Source organism: Oleomonas cavernae, assembly GCF_003590945.1.
In the GTDB taxonomy this organism is placed as follows: Bacteria; Pseudomonadota; Alphaproteobacteria; order Zavarziniales; family Zavarziniaceae; genus Zavarzinia; species Zavarzinia cavernae.
The window spans coordinates 1,439,042-1,453,480 of record NZ_QYUK01000011.1 but is presented as its reverse complement, the minus strand read 5'-3'; the positions used below and the strand labels follow the sequence as shown (position 1 = coordinate 1,453,480).

At 68.1% G+C, this 14,439-nt stretch carries 10 protein-coding genes and 3 pseudogenes; 6 read left to right on the top strand and 7 right to left on the bottom strand.

The window, feature by feature from the left end; translation table 11 throughout:
- Window positions 1-7 precede the first annotated feature (7 nt).
- The 5 genes and pseudogenes from D3874_RS10645 to D3874_RS30205 form a co-directional block, all read right to left on the bottom strand.
- On the bottom strand, window positions 8-1,144 hold the full coding sequence (locus D3874_RS10645) for a molybdopterin molybdotransferase MoeA (protein ID WP_338016705.1): 1,137 nt from the start codon (window positions 1,142-1,144) through the stop codon (window positions 8-10).
- A gap of 61 nt (window positions 1,145-1,205) precedes the next feature.
- Complete coding sequence (gene moaC / locus D3874_RS10640; protein ID WP_119778063.1) at window positions 1,206-1,682, bottom strand: cyclic pyranopterin monophosphate synthase MoaC; 477 nt, start codon at window positions 1,680-1,682, stop codon at window positions 1,206-1,208.
- Window positions 1,679-2,476 (bottom strand): indole-3-glycerol phosphate synthase TrpC, encoded by a 798-nt coding sequence (gene trpC, locus D3874_RS10635; RefSeq protein WP_119778062.1) that lies wholly within the window; start codon window positions 2,474-2,476, stop codon window positions 1,679-1,681. The genes moaC and trpC overlap by 4 nt, the downstream gene beginning before the upstream one ends.
- Window positions 2,473-3,506: pseudogene (gene trpD / locus D3874_RS30210) on the bottom strand (anthranilate phosphoribosyltransferase). The gene trpC and the pseudogene trpD overlap by 4 nt, the downstream one beginning before the upstream one ends.
- 21 nt (window positions 3,507-3,527) lie before the next feature.
- A pseudogene (locus tag D3874_RS30205) lies at window positions 3,528-4,097 on the bottom strand (anthranilate synthase component II); the annotation flags it as partial.
- 177 nt (window positions 4,098-4,274) lie between these two features.
- Between D3874_RS30205 and D3874_RS10625 the strand changes: the two are divergent.
- The gene (locus tag D3874_RS10625) at window positions 4,275-5,435 is read left to right on the top strand and encodes a divergent polysaccharide deacetylase family protein (RefSeq protein WP_158595933.1); all 1,161 of its coding nucleotides are present in this window, start codon (window positions 4,275-4,277) and stop codon (window positions 5,433-5,435) included.
- On the opposite strand, the pseudogene trpE reads toward D3874_RS10625, so the two are convergent.
- A pseudogene (trpE, locus tag D3874_RS10620) lies at window positions 5,380-6,893 on the bottom strand (anthranilate synthase component I). The gene D3874_RS10625 and the pseudogene trpE overlap by 56 nt on opposite strands.
- A complete protein-coding gene (locus D3874_RS10615) occupies window positions 6,890-8,806 on the bottom strand; it encodes a SurA N-terminal domain-containing protein (RefSeq protein ID WP_119778060.1) in 1,917 nt (638 codons plus the stop codon). The pseudogene trpE and the gene D3874_RS10615 overlap by 4 nt, the downstream one beginning before the upstream one ends.
- A 210-nt stretch (window positions 8,807-9,016) precedes the next feature.
- Here D3874_RS10615 and D3874_RS10610 point away from each other — a divergent pair, with 210 nt between their 5' ends.
- The 5 genes from D3874_RS10610 (at window position 9,017) to D3874_RS10590 (ending at window position 14,431) form a co-directional block, all read left to right on the top strand.
- A complete protein-coding gene (locus D3874_RS10610; RefSeq protein ID WP_119778059.1) occupies window positions 9,017-10,333 on the top strand; it encodes a nucleotide sugar dehydrogenase in 1,317 nt (438 codons plus the stop codon).
- Between the two features lie 16 nt (window positions 10,334-10,349).
- Entirely contained in the window at window positions 10,350-11,354 is a 1,005-nt protein-coding gene (locus D3874_RS10605; RefSeq protein ID WP_119778058.1) for an NAD-dependent epimerase/dehydratase family protein, read from the top strand.
- A gap of 97 nt (window positions 11,355-11,451) precedes the next feature.
- The gene (gene tpiA, locus D3874_RS10600) at window positions 11,452-12,204 is read left to right on the top strand and encodes a triose-phosphate isomerase (protein ID WP_119778057.1); all 753 of its coding nucleotides are present in this window, start codon (window positions 11,452-11,454) and stop codon (window positions 12,202-12,204) included.
- A 142-nt stretch (window positions 12,205-12,346) separates the two neighbouring features.
- On the top strand, window positions 12,347-12,739 hold the full coding sequence (gene secG / locus D3874_RS10595; protein ID WP_119778056.1) for a preprotein translocase subunit SecG: 393 nt from the start codon (window positions 12,347-12,349) through the stop codon (window positions 12,737-12,739).
- 66 nt (window positions 12,740-12,805) lie between these two features.
- Window positions 12,806-14,431 (top strand): CTP synthase, encoded by a 1,626-nt coding sequence (locus D3874_RS10590; RefSeq protein ID WP_119778055.1) that lies wholly within the window; start codon window positions 12,806-12,808, stop codon window positions 14,429-14,431.
- Window positions 14,432-14,439: the final 8 nt, after the last annotated feature.

Here is a 14,439-nt window from a genome sequence, read left to right as displayed (position 1 = left end):
GACCTCGTCAGAAAGTGTCGAGCGGGATGGCCGGCAGGATGTCGCCCGCGGCGGCGGCCGGCGCCAGGGGCGGCCGGACCACGAGGACATCGGCCCGCGCCAGCGCGCTGAGCTGGGACGAATCCTGCACAGGCAGGGGGGTGACAAGCAACCGGCCATCCTGCCCGTGCGTTGCCGTGGCCCGGATGTAATCCTGTCGCCGGTCGTTGGCCGCGAATGCCGCCGCCGCCACGGCCTCGACCGTCGCGGGGCCATGGCCGGGCAGGCCGGACAGTCTGGCAACCGCCGGCAACAGGAACAGAAGGGCACCGATCAGGCTGGACACCGGATTGCCCGGCAGGCCCAGCAGCGGCACGTCGCCGAAGCGCCCGAACATCAGCGGCTTGCCCGGCCGCATGGCGATCTTCCAGAAATCGAGGTCGGCGCCGTCCTGCGCCAGCACCTTGGCGATCAGGTCGTGGTCGCCGACCGAGGCCCCGCCCAGCGTCACCAGCAGGTCGGCGCCCGCGGCACCCGCCGCCTTGGCCGAGAGATCGGCCGGATCGTCGCGCGCGATGCCAAGGTCGATGGCGATGCCGCCCGCCCGCTCGATCAGCGCGGCCAGGGCGATGCTGCCGGCATCGACGATCTGGTGGGGGCCGCGCGCCTCGCCCGGGCGCACCAACTCGTCGCCGGTGGCAAGGCAGGCGATCCTGGGCCGGCGATGAACCTGGACCAGCGGCACGTCGGCGGCGGCGGCCAGGGCGATATCGCGCACCGACAGGCGCCGGCCCGCGTCGATCACGACGGCGCCGGTCTGGAAGTCGAGCCCGGCGCGCCGGATGTGGCGCCCCAGAGTCGCCGCCTGCGCCAGGGTGACGCGGTCACCGTCACGGGTAGCATCTTCCTGCAGTACGACGGCATCGGCGCCGGCCGGCACCGGCGCCCCGGTGAAGATCCTGACCGCGGTGCCCGCCGCCACCGTGCCGTCGAAACCGCGGCCGGCAGCGGACTCGCCGATGATCTCCAAGGTAACGGGGGCGGTCGCCGCATCCGCTGCCCGCACCGCCCAGCCGTCCATGGCGGAAAGATCGAGCGGGGGCTGGGTCCGGCGGGCCTCGATCGCCCGGCCGAGTACCCGGCCGGCGGCGGCCGACAGCGGCACGCTCTGCGTCCCGACGGGCCGAGCGCCGCCAGGATCCGGCTACGCGCCTCGTCGACCGGGATCATGCCGCCGACCAGTCGCCCGATTTGCCGCCGCTCTTGGCGATCAGGCGGATGTCGGCAATGACGATGCCTTTGTCGGCCGCCTTGGCCATGTCGTAGATGGTCAGGGCGGCGACGCTGACCGCGGTCAGGGCTTCCATCTCGACGCCGGTCGTGGCCGTGGTCTTGGCCGTCGCCTCGATGGTGATGGTGCCGGTGTCATGGTCGAGGCTGAAATCGACCGCGACATGGGACAGGGGCAGGCCGTGGCACAGCGGGATCAGGCTGTCGGTCCGCTTGGCCGCCATGATGCCGGCCAGGCGGGCGGTGGTCAGGACATCGCCCTTGGGCATCTGCCCCGCCGCGATGTCGCCCAGGATGTCGGGCCGCAGCACGACCTTGCCCCGGGCCGTCGCCGATCGTGCCGTCTCGCCCTTGGCCGAGACATCGACCATCGACGCCCGGCCCTGCGCGTCGAGATGGCTGAGCCTGCTCACGCTGCCAGCCCCAGCAGGCGCCGGGTGGCGAGGGCAACATCGCTCTGGCGCATCAGAGATTCACCCACAAGGAAGGTGCGAACACCCACCTTTGCCAGGCGCTGCAAATCTTCGTGACGCTCAAGACCGCTTTCGCCAACACAGATCCGATCTTTTGGAACCCGCGGCGCCAATTGCTCCGCCGTCGCAAGATCGACCGACAAGGTCTTGAGATTGCGATTGTTTATCCCGATCAGGCGCGACGGCAGCTTGAGCGCGCGGTCCAATTCCTCGCCATCGTGAACCTCGATCAGCGCATCCATGCCCCAGTCATGGGCGGCGCCGACCAGTTCCCGCGCCAGGCCGTCGTCGACCGCGGCCATGATCACCAGGATGCAATCGGCCCCCAGGGCGCGGGCCTCCGGCACCTGGTAGGTGTCGACCATGAAATCCTTGCGCAGGGCGGGCAGGGCGACGGCACCGCGCGCCGCCGTCAGGTAGGAGTCATCGCCCTGGAACGACGGGCCGTCGGTCAGCACCGACAGGCAGGCCGCGCCGCCCGCCTCATAGGCCCGGGCGAGGCTGGGCGGATCGAAATCGGCCCGGATGAGACCCTTGGAGGGGCTGGCCTTCTTGACCTCGGCGATCAGGGCGAAGGCGCCGGCCTGGTGCTTGGCCACCAGGGCACGGGCGAAGCCGCGCGGCGCCTCCGCCGCGCGGGCGGCGTCCTCGACCACACTCAAGGACCGCGTCAGCTTGCGGAAGGTGACATCCTCGCGCTTGTAGGCGCAGATCCGGGCAAGGGTATCGCTCATGGCTTGTTCGATACCTTGACCAGCATTTCGACCGCCTTCTTCGCCCGGCCGTCGTCGATGCAGGCTTGAGCCAGGGCGACGCCCTCCTTGAGGGTTTCGACCTTGCCGGCCACGATCAGGCTGGCCGCGACGTTCAGGCACACGACATCGCGGTAGGCACCCTTGGCCCCGTCGAACAGGGCGCGGATGGCCACCGTGTTGGTCTGCGGGTCGCCGCCTTTGAGGTCCGCCGGCTGGGCACGGGGCAAGCCTGCCCCTTCCGGGGTTACATCGAATTCGCGGATCGTCCCGTCGGGTTCCAGGGCGGCAACATGGGTCGGGCCGGTGGTGGTCACCTCGTCCAGGCCGTCGGAACCATGGACGACCCAGGCCTTCTCGGTCCCCACGACCTTCAGCACCTCCGCCACCGGACGGACCCAGGCCGGGGCGAAGACGCCGATCAACTGCCGCTTCACGCCCGCCGGGTTGGACAGGGGCCCAGCAGGTTGAACAGGGTGCGGGTGCCCAGTTCGGTGCGCACGGGGGCGACGAAGCGCATGGCGCTGTGATGGTTGGGCGCGAACATGAAGCCGATGCCGGCCTTGGCGATGCAGCGGCTGATCGCGTCGGGCTCCAGGTCCAGCTTCACCCCCAGGGCGGCCAGCACCTCGGCCGAGCCCGAGCGCGAGGACAGTGCGCGGTTGCCGTGCTTGGCCACCGGCACGCCCAGGCCCGCCAGGACGAAGCCGGTGGCGCTGGAGATGTTCCAGGTCCCGGCACCGTCGCCGCCGGTGCCGCAGACGTCGATCGCATCGGCCGGCGCCTTCACCCTGCGCATCTTGGCGCGCATGGTCTCGACCCCGGCGGCCAGTTCGTCGACGGTCTCGCCCCGGATGCGCAGGGCCATCAGGAAGGCGCCGATCTGGGCCTGGCTGGCATCGCCCGACATCATCAGTTCGAAGGCGTCGCGGGCGACGGCCCGGCTCAGCGGCTTGCCGGTGGCGACTTCGGTGAGGACCGACTTGAAGGCGCTGGTGGTGGGGGCGCGCATCTTGCGCTGGTTGCCGGGCAGGGCATTGGCCAGCACCAGGAAGTTTTCCAGCAGCACCATGCCGTGCTCGCTGGCGATGCTTTCCGGGTGGAACTGGACGCCGTGGACCGGATGGACCTTGTGGGCCAGGCCCATGGCTAGGCCGTCCTCGGTCTCGGCCGTCACGTCGAGGGTCTCCGGCAGGTCCTCGCGAGCGACCACCAGGCTGTGATAGCGCGTGGCCTTGAACGGGGTCGGCAGGCCCTGGAAGACCGATTTGCCGCGATGGCTGACCGCGCTGATCTTGCCGTGCATCAGGGTCTGCGCCCGCACGACGCGGCCGCCATAGGCCTGGCCGATGGCCTGATGGCCAAGACACACGCCCAGAATCGGGATCTTGGGGCCAAGGCGTTTCACGGTTTCGAGGCAGATGCCGGCGCGATCAGGGTCGCAGGGGCCGGGCGAGAGCACAATGGCGCGGGGCTTCTTGGCTTCCAGCTCGTCGACCGTGATCGCGTCGTTGCGCCAGACCTCGACAGACGCACCCAACTCGCCCAGGAAGTGGTAGAGGTTGTAGGTGAAGCTGTCGTAGTTGTCGATCAACGCGATCATCGGCTTGGGTTCCAGACACGAGAGAACGCGCCGCAACCTCCTGTCGCGGCGGAACGCCGATCCAACCCCGTGGCCGTGCAATCGTCAAGTGCGGCAAGGCATGTGAGTCATGTCGCGATGGTGGCTCCCGGGCCCAAGCAGCGCTATTTCTGGTTAAGGATCGCGAATCGGGCACCGATGGCCAGCAGTGGCGGACAGCGCAAGCGGGTGAAGACAGGCAACGGCCGCCGCAAGGCCGGCGGCCGCAAGCGTCCCTTTGTCGGCCGGCCGGGGGTGCGCCGGGCGATCGTGTTCGGCTGGGCGACCATCGTGGCGGTCGCGGTCGGTTTCCTGCTGATGCGCTCGATGGACGAGACCACGGTGGCGCGGCAAACGCCGGCAGCCCGCCCGGCGCCGTCGGCCGTCGCTGCCGCGCCGTCACCCAGCCCGGCCGAGCAATTGGCCCAGACGCCGCGCACCCCGGTCGAACCCGCCCCGCGGCCGCGCGAAACCGCCGTCGTGGCGCCGCCGCCGCCGGTAACGGCCGACGAAATTCCCTATGACGCGCGCCCGGCCTGGCAGCGCTTTGCCGCCGCCTCGCCGGTGGTGGGCAAGCGCCCGGCCATCGCCATCGTCATCGACGATGACGGCCTGAACAAGAAGGAGGCCGAGGAACTCCTGTCGCTGGAGGCGCCGATCACCCTGTCGATCATGGGCTATGCCGAGGGCATGACGGATTATGCCAGGCGGGCGCGGGCGCTGGGCGATGAACTGCTGGTCCATGTCCCCATGGAACCGCAGGGCAAGGCCGACCCCGGCACCAAGGCCTTGACCGTCGACTTGAGCCCGGCCGAGATCCGGGCACGGTTGCGCTGGCACCTCGATCGTCACGACGGCTTCGTCGGCATCAACAACCACATGGGCAGCCGGTTTTCATCGGATGCGGCGGGCATGAAGGTGGTGATCGAGGAATTGAAGGGCCGCGGCCTGGCCTTCCTCGATTCCCGCACCGCGGCGACCAGCGTCGGCGAGGAGACGGCGCGCGCCGCCGGCATTCCCACTGCCTCGCGTGACGTCTTCCTCGACAACGAGATCGGTGCCAGCGCCATCGAGGCGCAACTGGTGCTGGTGGAGCGCAAGGCGCGCGAGAAGGGCATGGCGATCGCCATCGGCCACCCGCATGCCGCGACGATCGAGGCCCTGCGCCGCTTCATCCCCCAGGCCAAGGCCCGGGGGATCGTCTTCGTGCCGGTCTCGGCCGTGATCGCCAGGCGTTCGGGCGAGGCGATCGAGGCGGTGGGCACTACTGGCGGCGCGAGCGGGAAGCGTAGCGGATCGCCTCCTCCGCCGCGCGGATGATGGCGCGCGCCTTGTTGTGGGTCTCCTGATACTCGGCTTCCGGGTCGCTGTCGGCGACCACGCCGCCGCCCGCCTGGACGATCAGGGTGCCATCCTTGACCACGGCCGTGCGCAGGGCGATGCAGGTATCCATTGAGCCGTCGGCCGCGAAATAGCCGACACCGCCGCCATAGATGTTGCGCTTCTCGGGCTCCAGCTCGTCGATGATCTGCATGGCGCGGACCTTGGGCGCGCCGGACACCGTGCCGGCGGGGAAGCCGGCCAGCAGGGCGTCGACCGCGTCATGGGCGGGATCGATCTCGCCCTCGACGTTGGAGACGATGTGCATCACGTGGCTGTAACGCTCGATGATGTTGCGCTGGGTGACCTTGACCGTGCCGATCCTGGCCACGCGCCCGACATCGTTGCGGCCCAGATCCAGCAGCATCAGGTGTTCGGCCAGTTCCTTGGGGTCCGACAGCAGATCCTTCTCCAGGGCCTGGTCGGCCTCCTCGGTGATGCCGCGGGGCGGGTACCGGCGATCGGCCGGATGGTCACCTTGTTGCCGCGCAGGCGCACCAGGATTTCCGGGCTGGAGCCGACGATCGAGAACCCGTCCAGGTCCAGATAGAACAGGAAGGGCGAGGGGTTGAGCCGGCGCAGCGCACGGTACAGGGCAAAAGGCGGCAGGTTGAACGGCAGGCGGAAGCGCTGGCTGGGCACCACCTGGAAGATGTCGCCGGCGGCGATGTATTCCTTCGCCCGGTTCACCAGCGCGTGATAGTCGGTGCGGCTGACGTTAGACTGCGGCTGGCCGATCGGTGACAGCGCTGCCTCGTCCGAGCGGGTGACCGGCAGGTCGCGCTCGAAATCGGCGACGGTATCGGCGATGCGTTCGGCCGCGCGATTGTAGGCGGCACGGGCATCGACGCCGCTCTCGACCCAGACCGGCGAGACGACGGTGACGACATCCTTCACCGAATCGAAGATCGCCATGATCGAGGGGCGCACGAACAGGCCGTCCGGCACGCCCAATTTGTCGGGGTTGTCGGTCGGCAGGCGCTCGATCAGGCGCACCATCTCATAGCCGAAATAGCCGTAGAGGCCCGAGGCCATGGGCGGCAATTCGGCCGGCAGGTCGATGCGCGATTCGGCGATCAGGGCGCGCAGCGAAGCAAGCGTGCCCTCGGCGCAGGGACGGAACTTGTGGCGATCCGACCGGGCGATGCGATTGATCTCGGCCTTGTTGCCGTAAGCGCGCCAGATGATGTCGGGCTTCAGGCCGATGATCGAATAGCGGCCGCGCGTGGCCCCGCCCTCGACCGATTCGAACAGGAAGCGATAGGGCTCGCCATCGGTCAGCTTCAGCATGGCCGAAACCGGCGTCTCCAGATCGGCGACCAGCGTGGTCCAGACGACCTGCGCCCGGCCTTCTTCGTAAGCGGCGCGGAAGGTGTCGAAGTCTGGCTGGATGGTCATTGTTCGCTCCGGCCGCGTTGGCCGATCAGGCTGTTGTAGGTCTGCTCGTGGATGCTGATGCCGAAACGGGCGCGCAGATCGGCCTCGAAGACGCCGGCCAGGTCGCCGGCGAAATCCTCGCGCAGGGTCTCGGCCAGCTTCTTGACACCTTCGGCATCGGCCGCCGGGTCTGCCGCCTCGATGCCCCTGACGGCGCCGATGATGATGCCGGTCTCGTCCGCCGCGGGGGCGCTGGCGGCCTTGCCCTTGTCGACCTCGAACAAGGCGGTGACCAGGGCCGGGGGCAGGGCGACGAAGATCGCATCGCCGCTGCGCAGGCCCGGGCCGACGGTGCCCGGCGTGGCACCGGCCGCCTTGGCCGCGGCCGCGATATCCTTGCCGTCGTTGATGCCCTTGACCGTTTCAGCGGCGAGCTTGCCCAGGCGATCCTGTGTCTCGGCCGCCTGCCAGCCGGCGATCACCTGGCCCCGGACCTGGTCGAGCGGACGCAAGGCGGCCGGGCTGATGGTGTCGACCCGGCCGATGACGAAGCCGCCGCCGTCCGTGTCGATCATGTCGCCGTTGCGCCCCGTGGCCGCCTGGAACAGGCCGGGCAGCAGCGGCGGGGCCTCGGGCAGGCCCTCGACCGGCTTGCCCGCCTCGTCCTTGCCGCCGGCATCGACGGCGGCGACCTTGCGCACCGACAGGTTCAGGCGCTGGCCCGCATCCTCGAGCGAAGCGCCGCCGGCCAGCTCGTCCTGCAGGGATTTCTGGATCTGCGTGATCTGGCTCTGCGCCGCGTCGAGGGCGAGAGCATCGCGCAGGGTGTCGTGCACCTCGGCCATAGGCTTGACCGAGGCGGCCTCGACCTTGACCACCTTGAAGACATGCCAGCCCAGCGGCGTTTCCACCGGCCCGCCGATCGCGCCTTCCGCCGCGGCAAAGGCCGCCTCGTCGAGGGCGGCGGGCAGGGTGCCCTTGGTCACCGTGCCCAGCTTGGTGTCGGCCTCGGACAGGTTGGCCAGTTCCTTGGCGACCGCGACGAAATCGCCGCCGCTGTTGAGCTTGCTCACCGCCGTATCGGCTTCGGCCTGGGTTTTCAGGACCATCTGGACGATTTCACGCTTCTCGGGCGTGCCGAATTCGCCCTTGCGCTCCTCATAGGCGGCGGCGATGGCGTCTTCGGTCGGGGCGGTGGTCTTGGCGATTTCGGCCGGATCGGCAATCAGCAGGGTGATGGCGCGGAATTCCGGTGCCGTGAAGGCCTGCGGATTGGCCTTGTAATAGGCGTCGATCGCGGCCTCGTCGGGTTGCGGGATGGGGCCCAGGGCTGCCGGGGCGAGGGTGAAATAGTCGATGACGCGGCGCTCGTTGCGATGGGCGTACAGGGTCTGCGCGACGATGGTCGGCGTGCGGGCGCCGCCGGCCGCGGGACCGTAAAGCTGGGCGCGGACCAGTTCGGCGCGAATCTGCTGGGTCAGCGTCGCCTCGGTCATCTGGGCCTGGCGCAGCACGGCCTGGAAGCGGGCGGCGTCGAACTTGCCGGTGAAATCCTGGAAGGCCGGAATGGCGGCGATTTCGCGGGCGACGAGTTCGTCGGGCACGCGCAGGCCGAAGCTGCGGGCGGCTTCGGCCACGGTCGCGTCCGACAGCAACTGGCTCAGTACACCGCCCTGGACATTGAAGGCCAGCGCCTGTTCGCGGGTGAAGCCGGCGCCCAACTGCTGCTGAAGCCGGCGCACTTCGCGGTCGAGGGCGACGGTGAAGGCCTGGGACGAGATCTCCGTATCACCGACTGTCGCGACCGTCGTATCCGCGGCCGAACTGAACAGCGTGTTGCCCTGCCAGATGCCGATGCCGAAGCTCACCATCAAGATACCGAGGAAGATGCGAACGACCCAGGTCGAGGCGCCCTTGCGAAGAGTCTGGAGCATGATACGACGAAATCCTCGGGTAGGCCCCGCCGGTCCGGCGGGCGGCGCATATTAGGGGGCAGCCTCGACGGTCGCAAGGTTTGGGGGCGGATCGCATGCCGGGTGCGACCTTGGCCCTCAACAGGCCATTGGCGCGGGGGGTGAAATTTGCGTAGAGATGCCCGGGTAACGGACGCCAGGGCGCAGTTTCATGACAGGTGCGGTTAGAAAATGACGGTTTCGACCCCTGCCGCACCGAATCCGCCGACTCACGGCCGGCATATCGCGGTCATCGGGCTGGGCTATGTCGGGCTGCCGATCGCCACGGCCTTCGCCGGCACCGGGGCTTCCGTCATCGGCTTCGACATCGACAGCCAGCGCATCGCCGAACTGCGCCGGGGCATCGATCGTACCGGCGAGGTCGATATCGCACTGCTGGCCCATCCGCGGCTCGAACTCAGCGACGATCCCGCCAGCCTGCGACAGGCCGATTTCTTCATCGTCACCGTGCCGACCCCGATCGACGAGGCCCACCGCCCGGATCTGGGGGCCATGTTTTCGGCGTCGCGGCTGGTCGGCGCCGCCTTGTCCCCGGGCGCGATCGTGGTGTTCGAATCGACGGTCTACCCCGGCGTGACCGAGGATGAATGCGTGCCGATCCTGGAACAGGCCTCGGGCCTGGTGTGCGGGCGGGATTTCACCGTCGGCTACAGCCCGGAGCGAATCAATCCCGGCGACGGCAGGCACCGTCTCGAGACCATCGTCAAAGTCGTCTCGGCCCAGGATGCCGCCACCCTGGAGGTTGTCGCCGCGGTCTATGGCTCGGTGGTGACGGCGGGGCTTCACCGGGCGCCGTCGATCAAGGTGGCGGAAGCGGCGAAGGTGATCGAAAATGCCCAGCGCGACATCAACATCGCCTTCATGAACGAGTTGTCGTCGATCTGCCGCCGCCTCGGCATCGATACTTATGATGTCATCGGCGCGGCCTCGACCAAGTGGAATTTCCTGCCCTTCACGCCGGGCCTGGTGGGGGGACACTGCATCGGCGTCGACCCCTATTACCTGACCCACTGCGCCGAAAAACTGGGCTATCACTCGGACGTGATCCTGGCCGGCCGCCGCATCAACGACGACTACCCGGTCATGGTCGCCCATGAATGCGTCCGCCTGATGCTACAGGGGCGCGCGGCGGGAAACCGCGTCGGCATTCTGGGCCTGACCTTCAAGGAAGGCGTGCCCGATGTTCGCAATTCCAAGGTCGCGGACATCGTTGCCGAGCTGCGCAAATTCGGCATGGACGTGCGGGTTTGCGATCCCGTGGCCGATGCCCAGGCCAGCCGGCACGAACATGGCATCACGCTGGCGCCGCTGTCCGACCTTGGCCCCTGCGACGCGGTGATCCTGGCCGTGCCGCACCGGGCCTTCCTAACGGACGGCTGGGGCGCGGTGCTGGCGGCGCTGGGCGGCGGGCAGGGGATCGTTCTCGATGTCAAGGCGGTCCTCGACCGCGATCTGTGTCCGCCGGGTGTCACCCTGTGGCGGCCGTGAGCAGGAAATCTGAAAAATGCGGTTCTTGATTACCGGTACGGCCGGGTTCATCGGCTTTCACCTGGCCAAACGCCTGCTGGCCGATGGCCATCAGGTGGTCGGCATCGACGGCATGACACCCTATTACGATCTGCGCCTGAAAGAGCGGCGGCACGCCATCCTGGCCGAATCGCCGAACTTCCGGGCGCAGATCCTGATGCTCGAGGAAGCCGAGCGCCTGACCGCGGTGGCCCGGGAGGCCGCCCCCGACGTGATCTTCCATTTCGCGGCCCAGGCGGGCGTGCGCTACAGCCTGGAAAACCCGCGGGCCTATGTCGATTCCAACCTGGTCGGCACCTTCAACATCCTGGAGATCGCCCGGCTACTGGCGCCGAAGCACCTGATCATGGCCTCGACCAGTTCGGTTTACGGCGCCAACGAGGTGATGCCGTTCCGTGAAACCGACATGGCCGACCATCCCATCACGCTTTATGCCGCGACCAAGAAGGCGGGCGAGCTGATGGCGCATTCCTATGCCCATCTGTGGCAGATCCCCACCACTTGCTTACGCTTCTTCACGGTCTATGGGCCCTGGGGCCGGCCGGACATGGCGCTGTTCAAGTTCGTCGACGCGATCATGAACGACCGCGCCATCGATATTTACGGCCAGGGCCGGATGTCGCGCGACTTCACCTATGTCGAGGATCTGGTCGAGGCGATGGTCCGCCTGGTCGGCTGCATCCCCGTCGCCGGCGCTCCCACCGACGCGGTCGACTCCCAAAGCCCGGCCGCGCCCTTCCGGGTGGTGAACATCGGCGGCGGCCAGCCGGTGGCCCTGCTCGATTTTGTCGAAGCGATCGAGGCTGCGCTGGGCATGAAGGCCAGGCGCAACATGCTGCCGATGCAGAAGGGCGACGTCACCGACACCTTCGCGGCCGCCGATCTGCTGCAAAAGCTGACCGGCTACAAGCCGTCGACCCCGGTGAAGGCAGGGGTCGAGGCCTTCGTGTCCTGGTACCGGCAGTATCACGGGAACAATTAGGGCGTTGGCATCGACACCGTGTGTCCCCAAGCAAAGCCTTCCCCCAACCCCCGCACTTTGCTAGACGAACCCGCGCAATTCATTGAAAGGAACCGTCATGGCTCGCCGTCCCCTCGTCGCCGGCAATTGGAAGATGAACGGGGTGGCGGCGTCGCTCGGTGAACTGGACAGCCTGGCGGCCAAGGTCGGCGCCCTTTCGGCCAAGGTCGATGTCGCCATTTGCCCGCCGGCGACCCTGGTCGGCGCGGCCGCCGCCCGTGCCAAGGGCACGCCGATCGCGATCGGTGGCCAGGATTGCCATGCCAAGGTCAGCGGCGCCCACACCGGCGACGTGGCGGCGGAAATGCTGGCGGATGCCGGGGCGACCCTCGTCATCGTCGGCCATTCCGAGCGGCGTACCGACCATGGCGAGAGCGACGATGTGGTCAAGGCCAAGGCCGAGGCCGCCTGGCGCGCCGGGCTGATCGCGATCATCTGCGTCGGCGAGACGGAAGCGGAGCGGGACGGGGGCAAGACCCTGGACGTGGTCGGCCGCCAGCTCGACGGTTCGGTGCCGGCCGCGGCCACCGCCGCCAACACCGTGGTCGCCTACGAGCCGGTCTGGGCCATCGGCACCGGCCGCACGCCCACGGAAGGTGAAATTGTCGAAGTCCACAGTTTCATGCGCCAACGACTGGCCGCCAGGCTGGGCGCGGAAGTCGCCGGCGGCATCCGCCTGCTCTACGGCGGCTCGGTCAAGCCGGGCAATGCGGCGGTTCTGCTGAAGCTCGCCGATGTCGACGGCGCCCTGGTCGGCGGCGCCAGCCTGAAGGCGGCGGACTTTGCCCCGATCGTCGAGGCCGCGGCCTGATCCTGCCCTGGCCTGACCCTGCTATGAACAACACGCACGGTAGTGCGGCGCCGGGAAACTGGCATCCGCGCCCACCATCGTGTAATAAGCGCGGCAACTCGGTGCGCGCATCGCCCCTATCCCATCCGAAATCGGAACCGACATGGACTTCCTGCTCGTCCTGCACCTCATCTTTGCCGTTGCCCTGATCGGCGTCGTGCTCGTCCAGAAGTCGGAAGGCGGGGCCCTGGGGATCGGCGGCAGCGGCGGCGGCTTCATGTCGGCGCGCGGCGCAGCCAACCTGCTGACCCGCGCGACCGCCATCCTGGCCGGCCTGTTCATGATCAGTTCGCTGGCCCTGACCATGCTGGCCCGCACGGGCGGCGAAGGCTCGATCGTCGATCGGATCGAGCAGCAGCAGGCCCCGGTTCTGGTGCCCAGCGAGCCCGCCGTGCCGGCGCCGGCCACGACGACGCCGAGCACCCCGGCACCGACCGAATCAGTACCCGCACCGGCACCCGTGCCCGGTTCGGCCCCGCCGACCCCGGCGAACTGACGGAAACCCTTGGTTCAACGCGCCGTCGTTGAGTAACGACGGCGCCCTTTGGTATGCTGTAAACCCATGGCGCGGTTCATCTTCATCACCGGCGGCGTGGTCTCCTCGCTGGGTAAAGGTCTGGCTTCGGCGGCACTGGGTGCCTTGCTGCAAGCTCGGGGCTTTTCCGTGCGCTTGAGGAAGCTCGACCCCTATCTCAACGTGGATCCTGGGACTATGAGTCCCTATCAGCACGGCGAGGTCTATGTCACCGACGACGGTGCCGAGACCGACCTCGACCTTGGCCACTACGAGCGGTTCACCGGCGTGCCCTCGCGCCGGTCCGACAATGTGACCACCGGGCGGATCTACCAGACGATCCTGACCAAGGAACGTCGCGGCGACTACCTGGGCGGCACCGTGCAGGTGATTCCCCATGTGACCGACGCGATCAAGGAATTCGTCCTGGCCGATACCGACGACACGGATTTCGTGCTGGTCGAGATCGGCGGCACGGTCGGCGACATCGAGAGCCTGCCGTTCCTCGAGGCCATCCGCCAATTGGGCAACGACCTGCCGCTGCACCACGCGGTCTATGTCCACCTGACCCTGGTGCCCTATATCCCTTCCGCCGGCGAGCTGAAGACCAAGCCGACGCAGCATTCGGTCAAGGAACTGCGCTCGATCGGCATTCAGCCCAACATCATCCTGTGCCGTTGCGACCGGGAAGTGCCCGAGGGCGAGCGGCGCAAGATCGCCCTGTTCTGCAATGTGCGGCCGGAGAACGTCATCCAGGCGCTGGACGTGGGCTCGATCTACGAAGTCCCGCTCAGCTATCACGCCGAGAAATTCGACGACCGCATCCTCGATGCCTTCGGCCTGTCGGCGCCGACACCGGTCCTCAATCGCTGGCAGGAAATCCATCGCCGCTGGGTCCAGCCCGAGGGCGAGGTGACCATCGCCGTGGTGGGCAAGTACACCGGCCTGAAGGACGCCTACAAGTCCCTGGCCGAGGCGCTGAACCACGGCGGCATCGCCAACAATGTCCGCGTCAACCTGGAATGGATCGAGTCCGAGACCTTCGAGAAGGAAGACGCGGTCGCCCACCTGGAAGAGGTCGACGGCATCCTGGTGCCGGGCGGTTTCGGCTATCGCGGGGTCGAGGGCAAGATCGCGGCGGCCAACTTCGCGCGCCAGCATCGCGTGCCCTATTTCGGCATCTGCTTTGGCATGCAGATCGCGGTGATCGAGGCGGCGCGCAACCTGGCCGGCCTGACCCATGCCAGTTCGACCGAATTCGGCCCCAGCGACGAGGCGGTCGTGGGCCTGATGACCGAATGGATGCGCGGCAACGAACTGGAACAGCGCAGCGCCGCCGGCGACCTGGGCGGCACCATGCGCCTGGGCGCCTATGGCGCGGCCCTGCGCCAGGGCAGCCGGGTGGCCGAGATCTATGGCAGCACCACGATCAGCGAGCGTCATCGCCATCGCTATGAAGTGAACATCAACTACGTGCCGCGGCTGGAACAGCGCGGCCTGATGTTCACCGGCATGTCGCCCGACGGCCTGCTGCCCGAGATCGTCGAGATCCCCGATCATCCCTGGTTCATCGGCGTGCAGTTCCACCCGGAACTGAAATCCAAGCCCTTTGACCCGCACCCGCTGTTCGCGAGCTTCATCAAGGCGGCAGTCGACCAATCCCGTCTGGTCTGATATACGGC

Bases quoted from the DNA above. Each gene is read 5' to 3' on its own strand.
- tpiA (WP_119778057.1), top strand. From the start codon at position 11,452: ATGGCTCGCCGTCCCCTCGTCGCCGGCAATTGGAAGATGAACGGGGTG.
- trpC (WP_119778062.1), bottom strand. From the start codon at position 2,476: ATGAGCGATACCCTTGCCCGGATCTGCGCCTACAAGCGCGAGGATGTC.
- D3874_RS10605 (WP_119778058.1), top strand. From the start codon at position 10,350: ATGCGGTTCTTGATTACCGGTACGGCCGGGTTCATCGGCTTTCACCTG.
- D3874_RS10615 (WP_119778060.1), bottom strand. From the start codon at position 8,806: ATGCTCCAGACTCTTCGCAAGGGCGCCTCGACCTGGGTCGTTCGCATC.
- D3874_RS10610 (WP_119778059.1), top strand. From the start codon at position 9,017: ATGACGGTTTCGACCCCTGCCGCACCGAATCCGCCGACTCACGGCCGG.
- secG (WP_119778056.1), top strand. From the start codon at position 12,347: ATGGACTTCCTGCTCGTCCTGCACCTCATCTTTGCCGTTGCCCTGATC.
- D3874_RS10590 (WP_119778055.1), top strand. From the start codon at position 12,806: ATGGCGCGGTTCATCTTCATCACCGGCGGCGTGGTCTCCTCGCTGGGT.
- D3874_RS10625 (WP_158595933.1), top strand. From the start codon at position 4,275: ATGGCCAGCAGTGGCGGACAGCGCAAGCGGGTGAAGACAGGCAACGGC.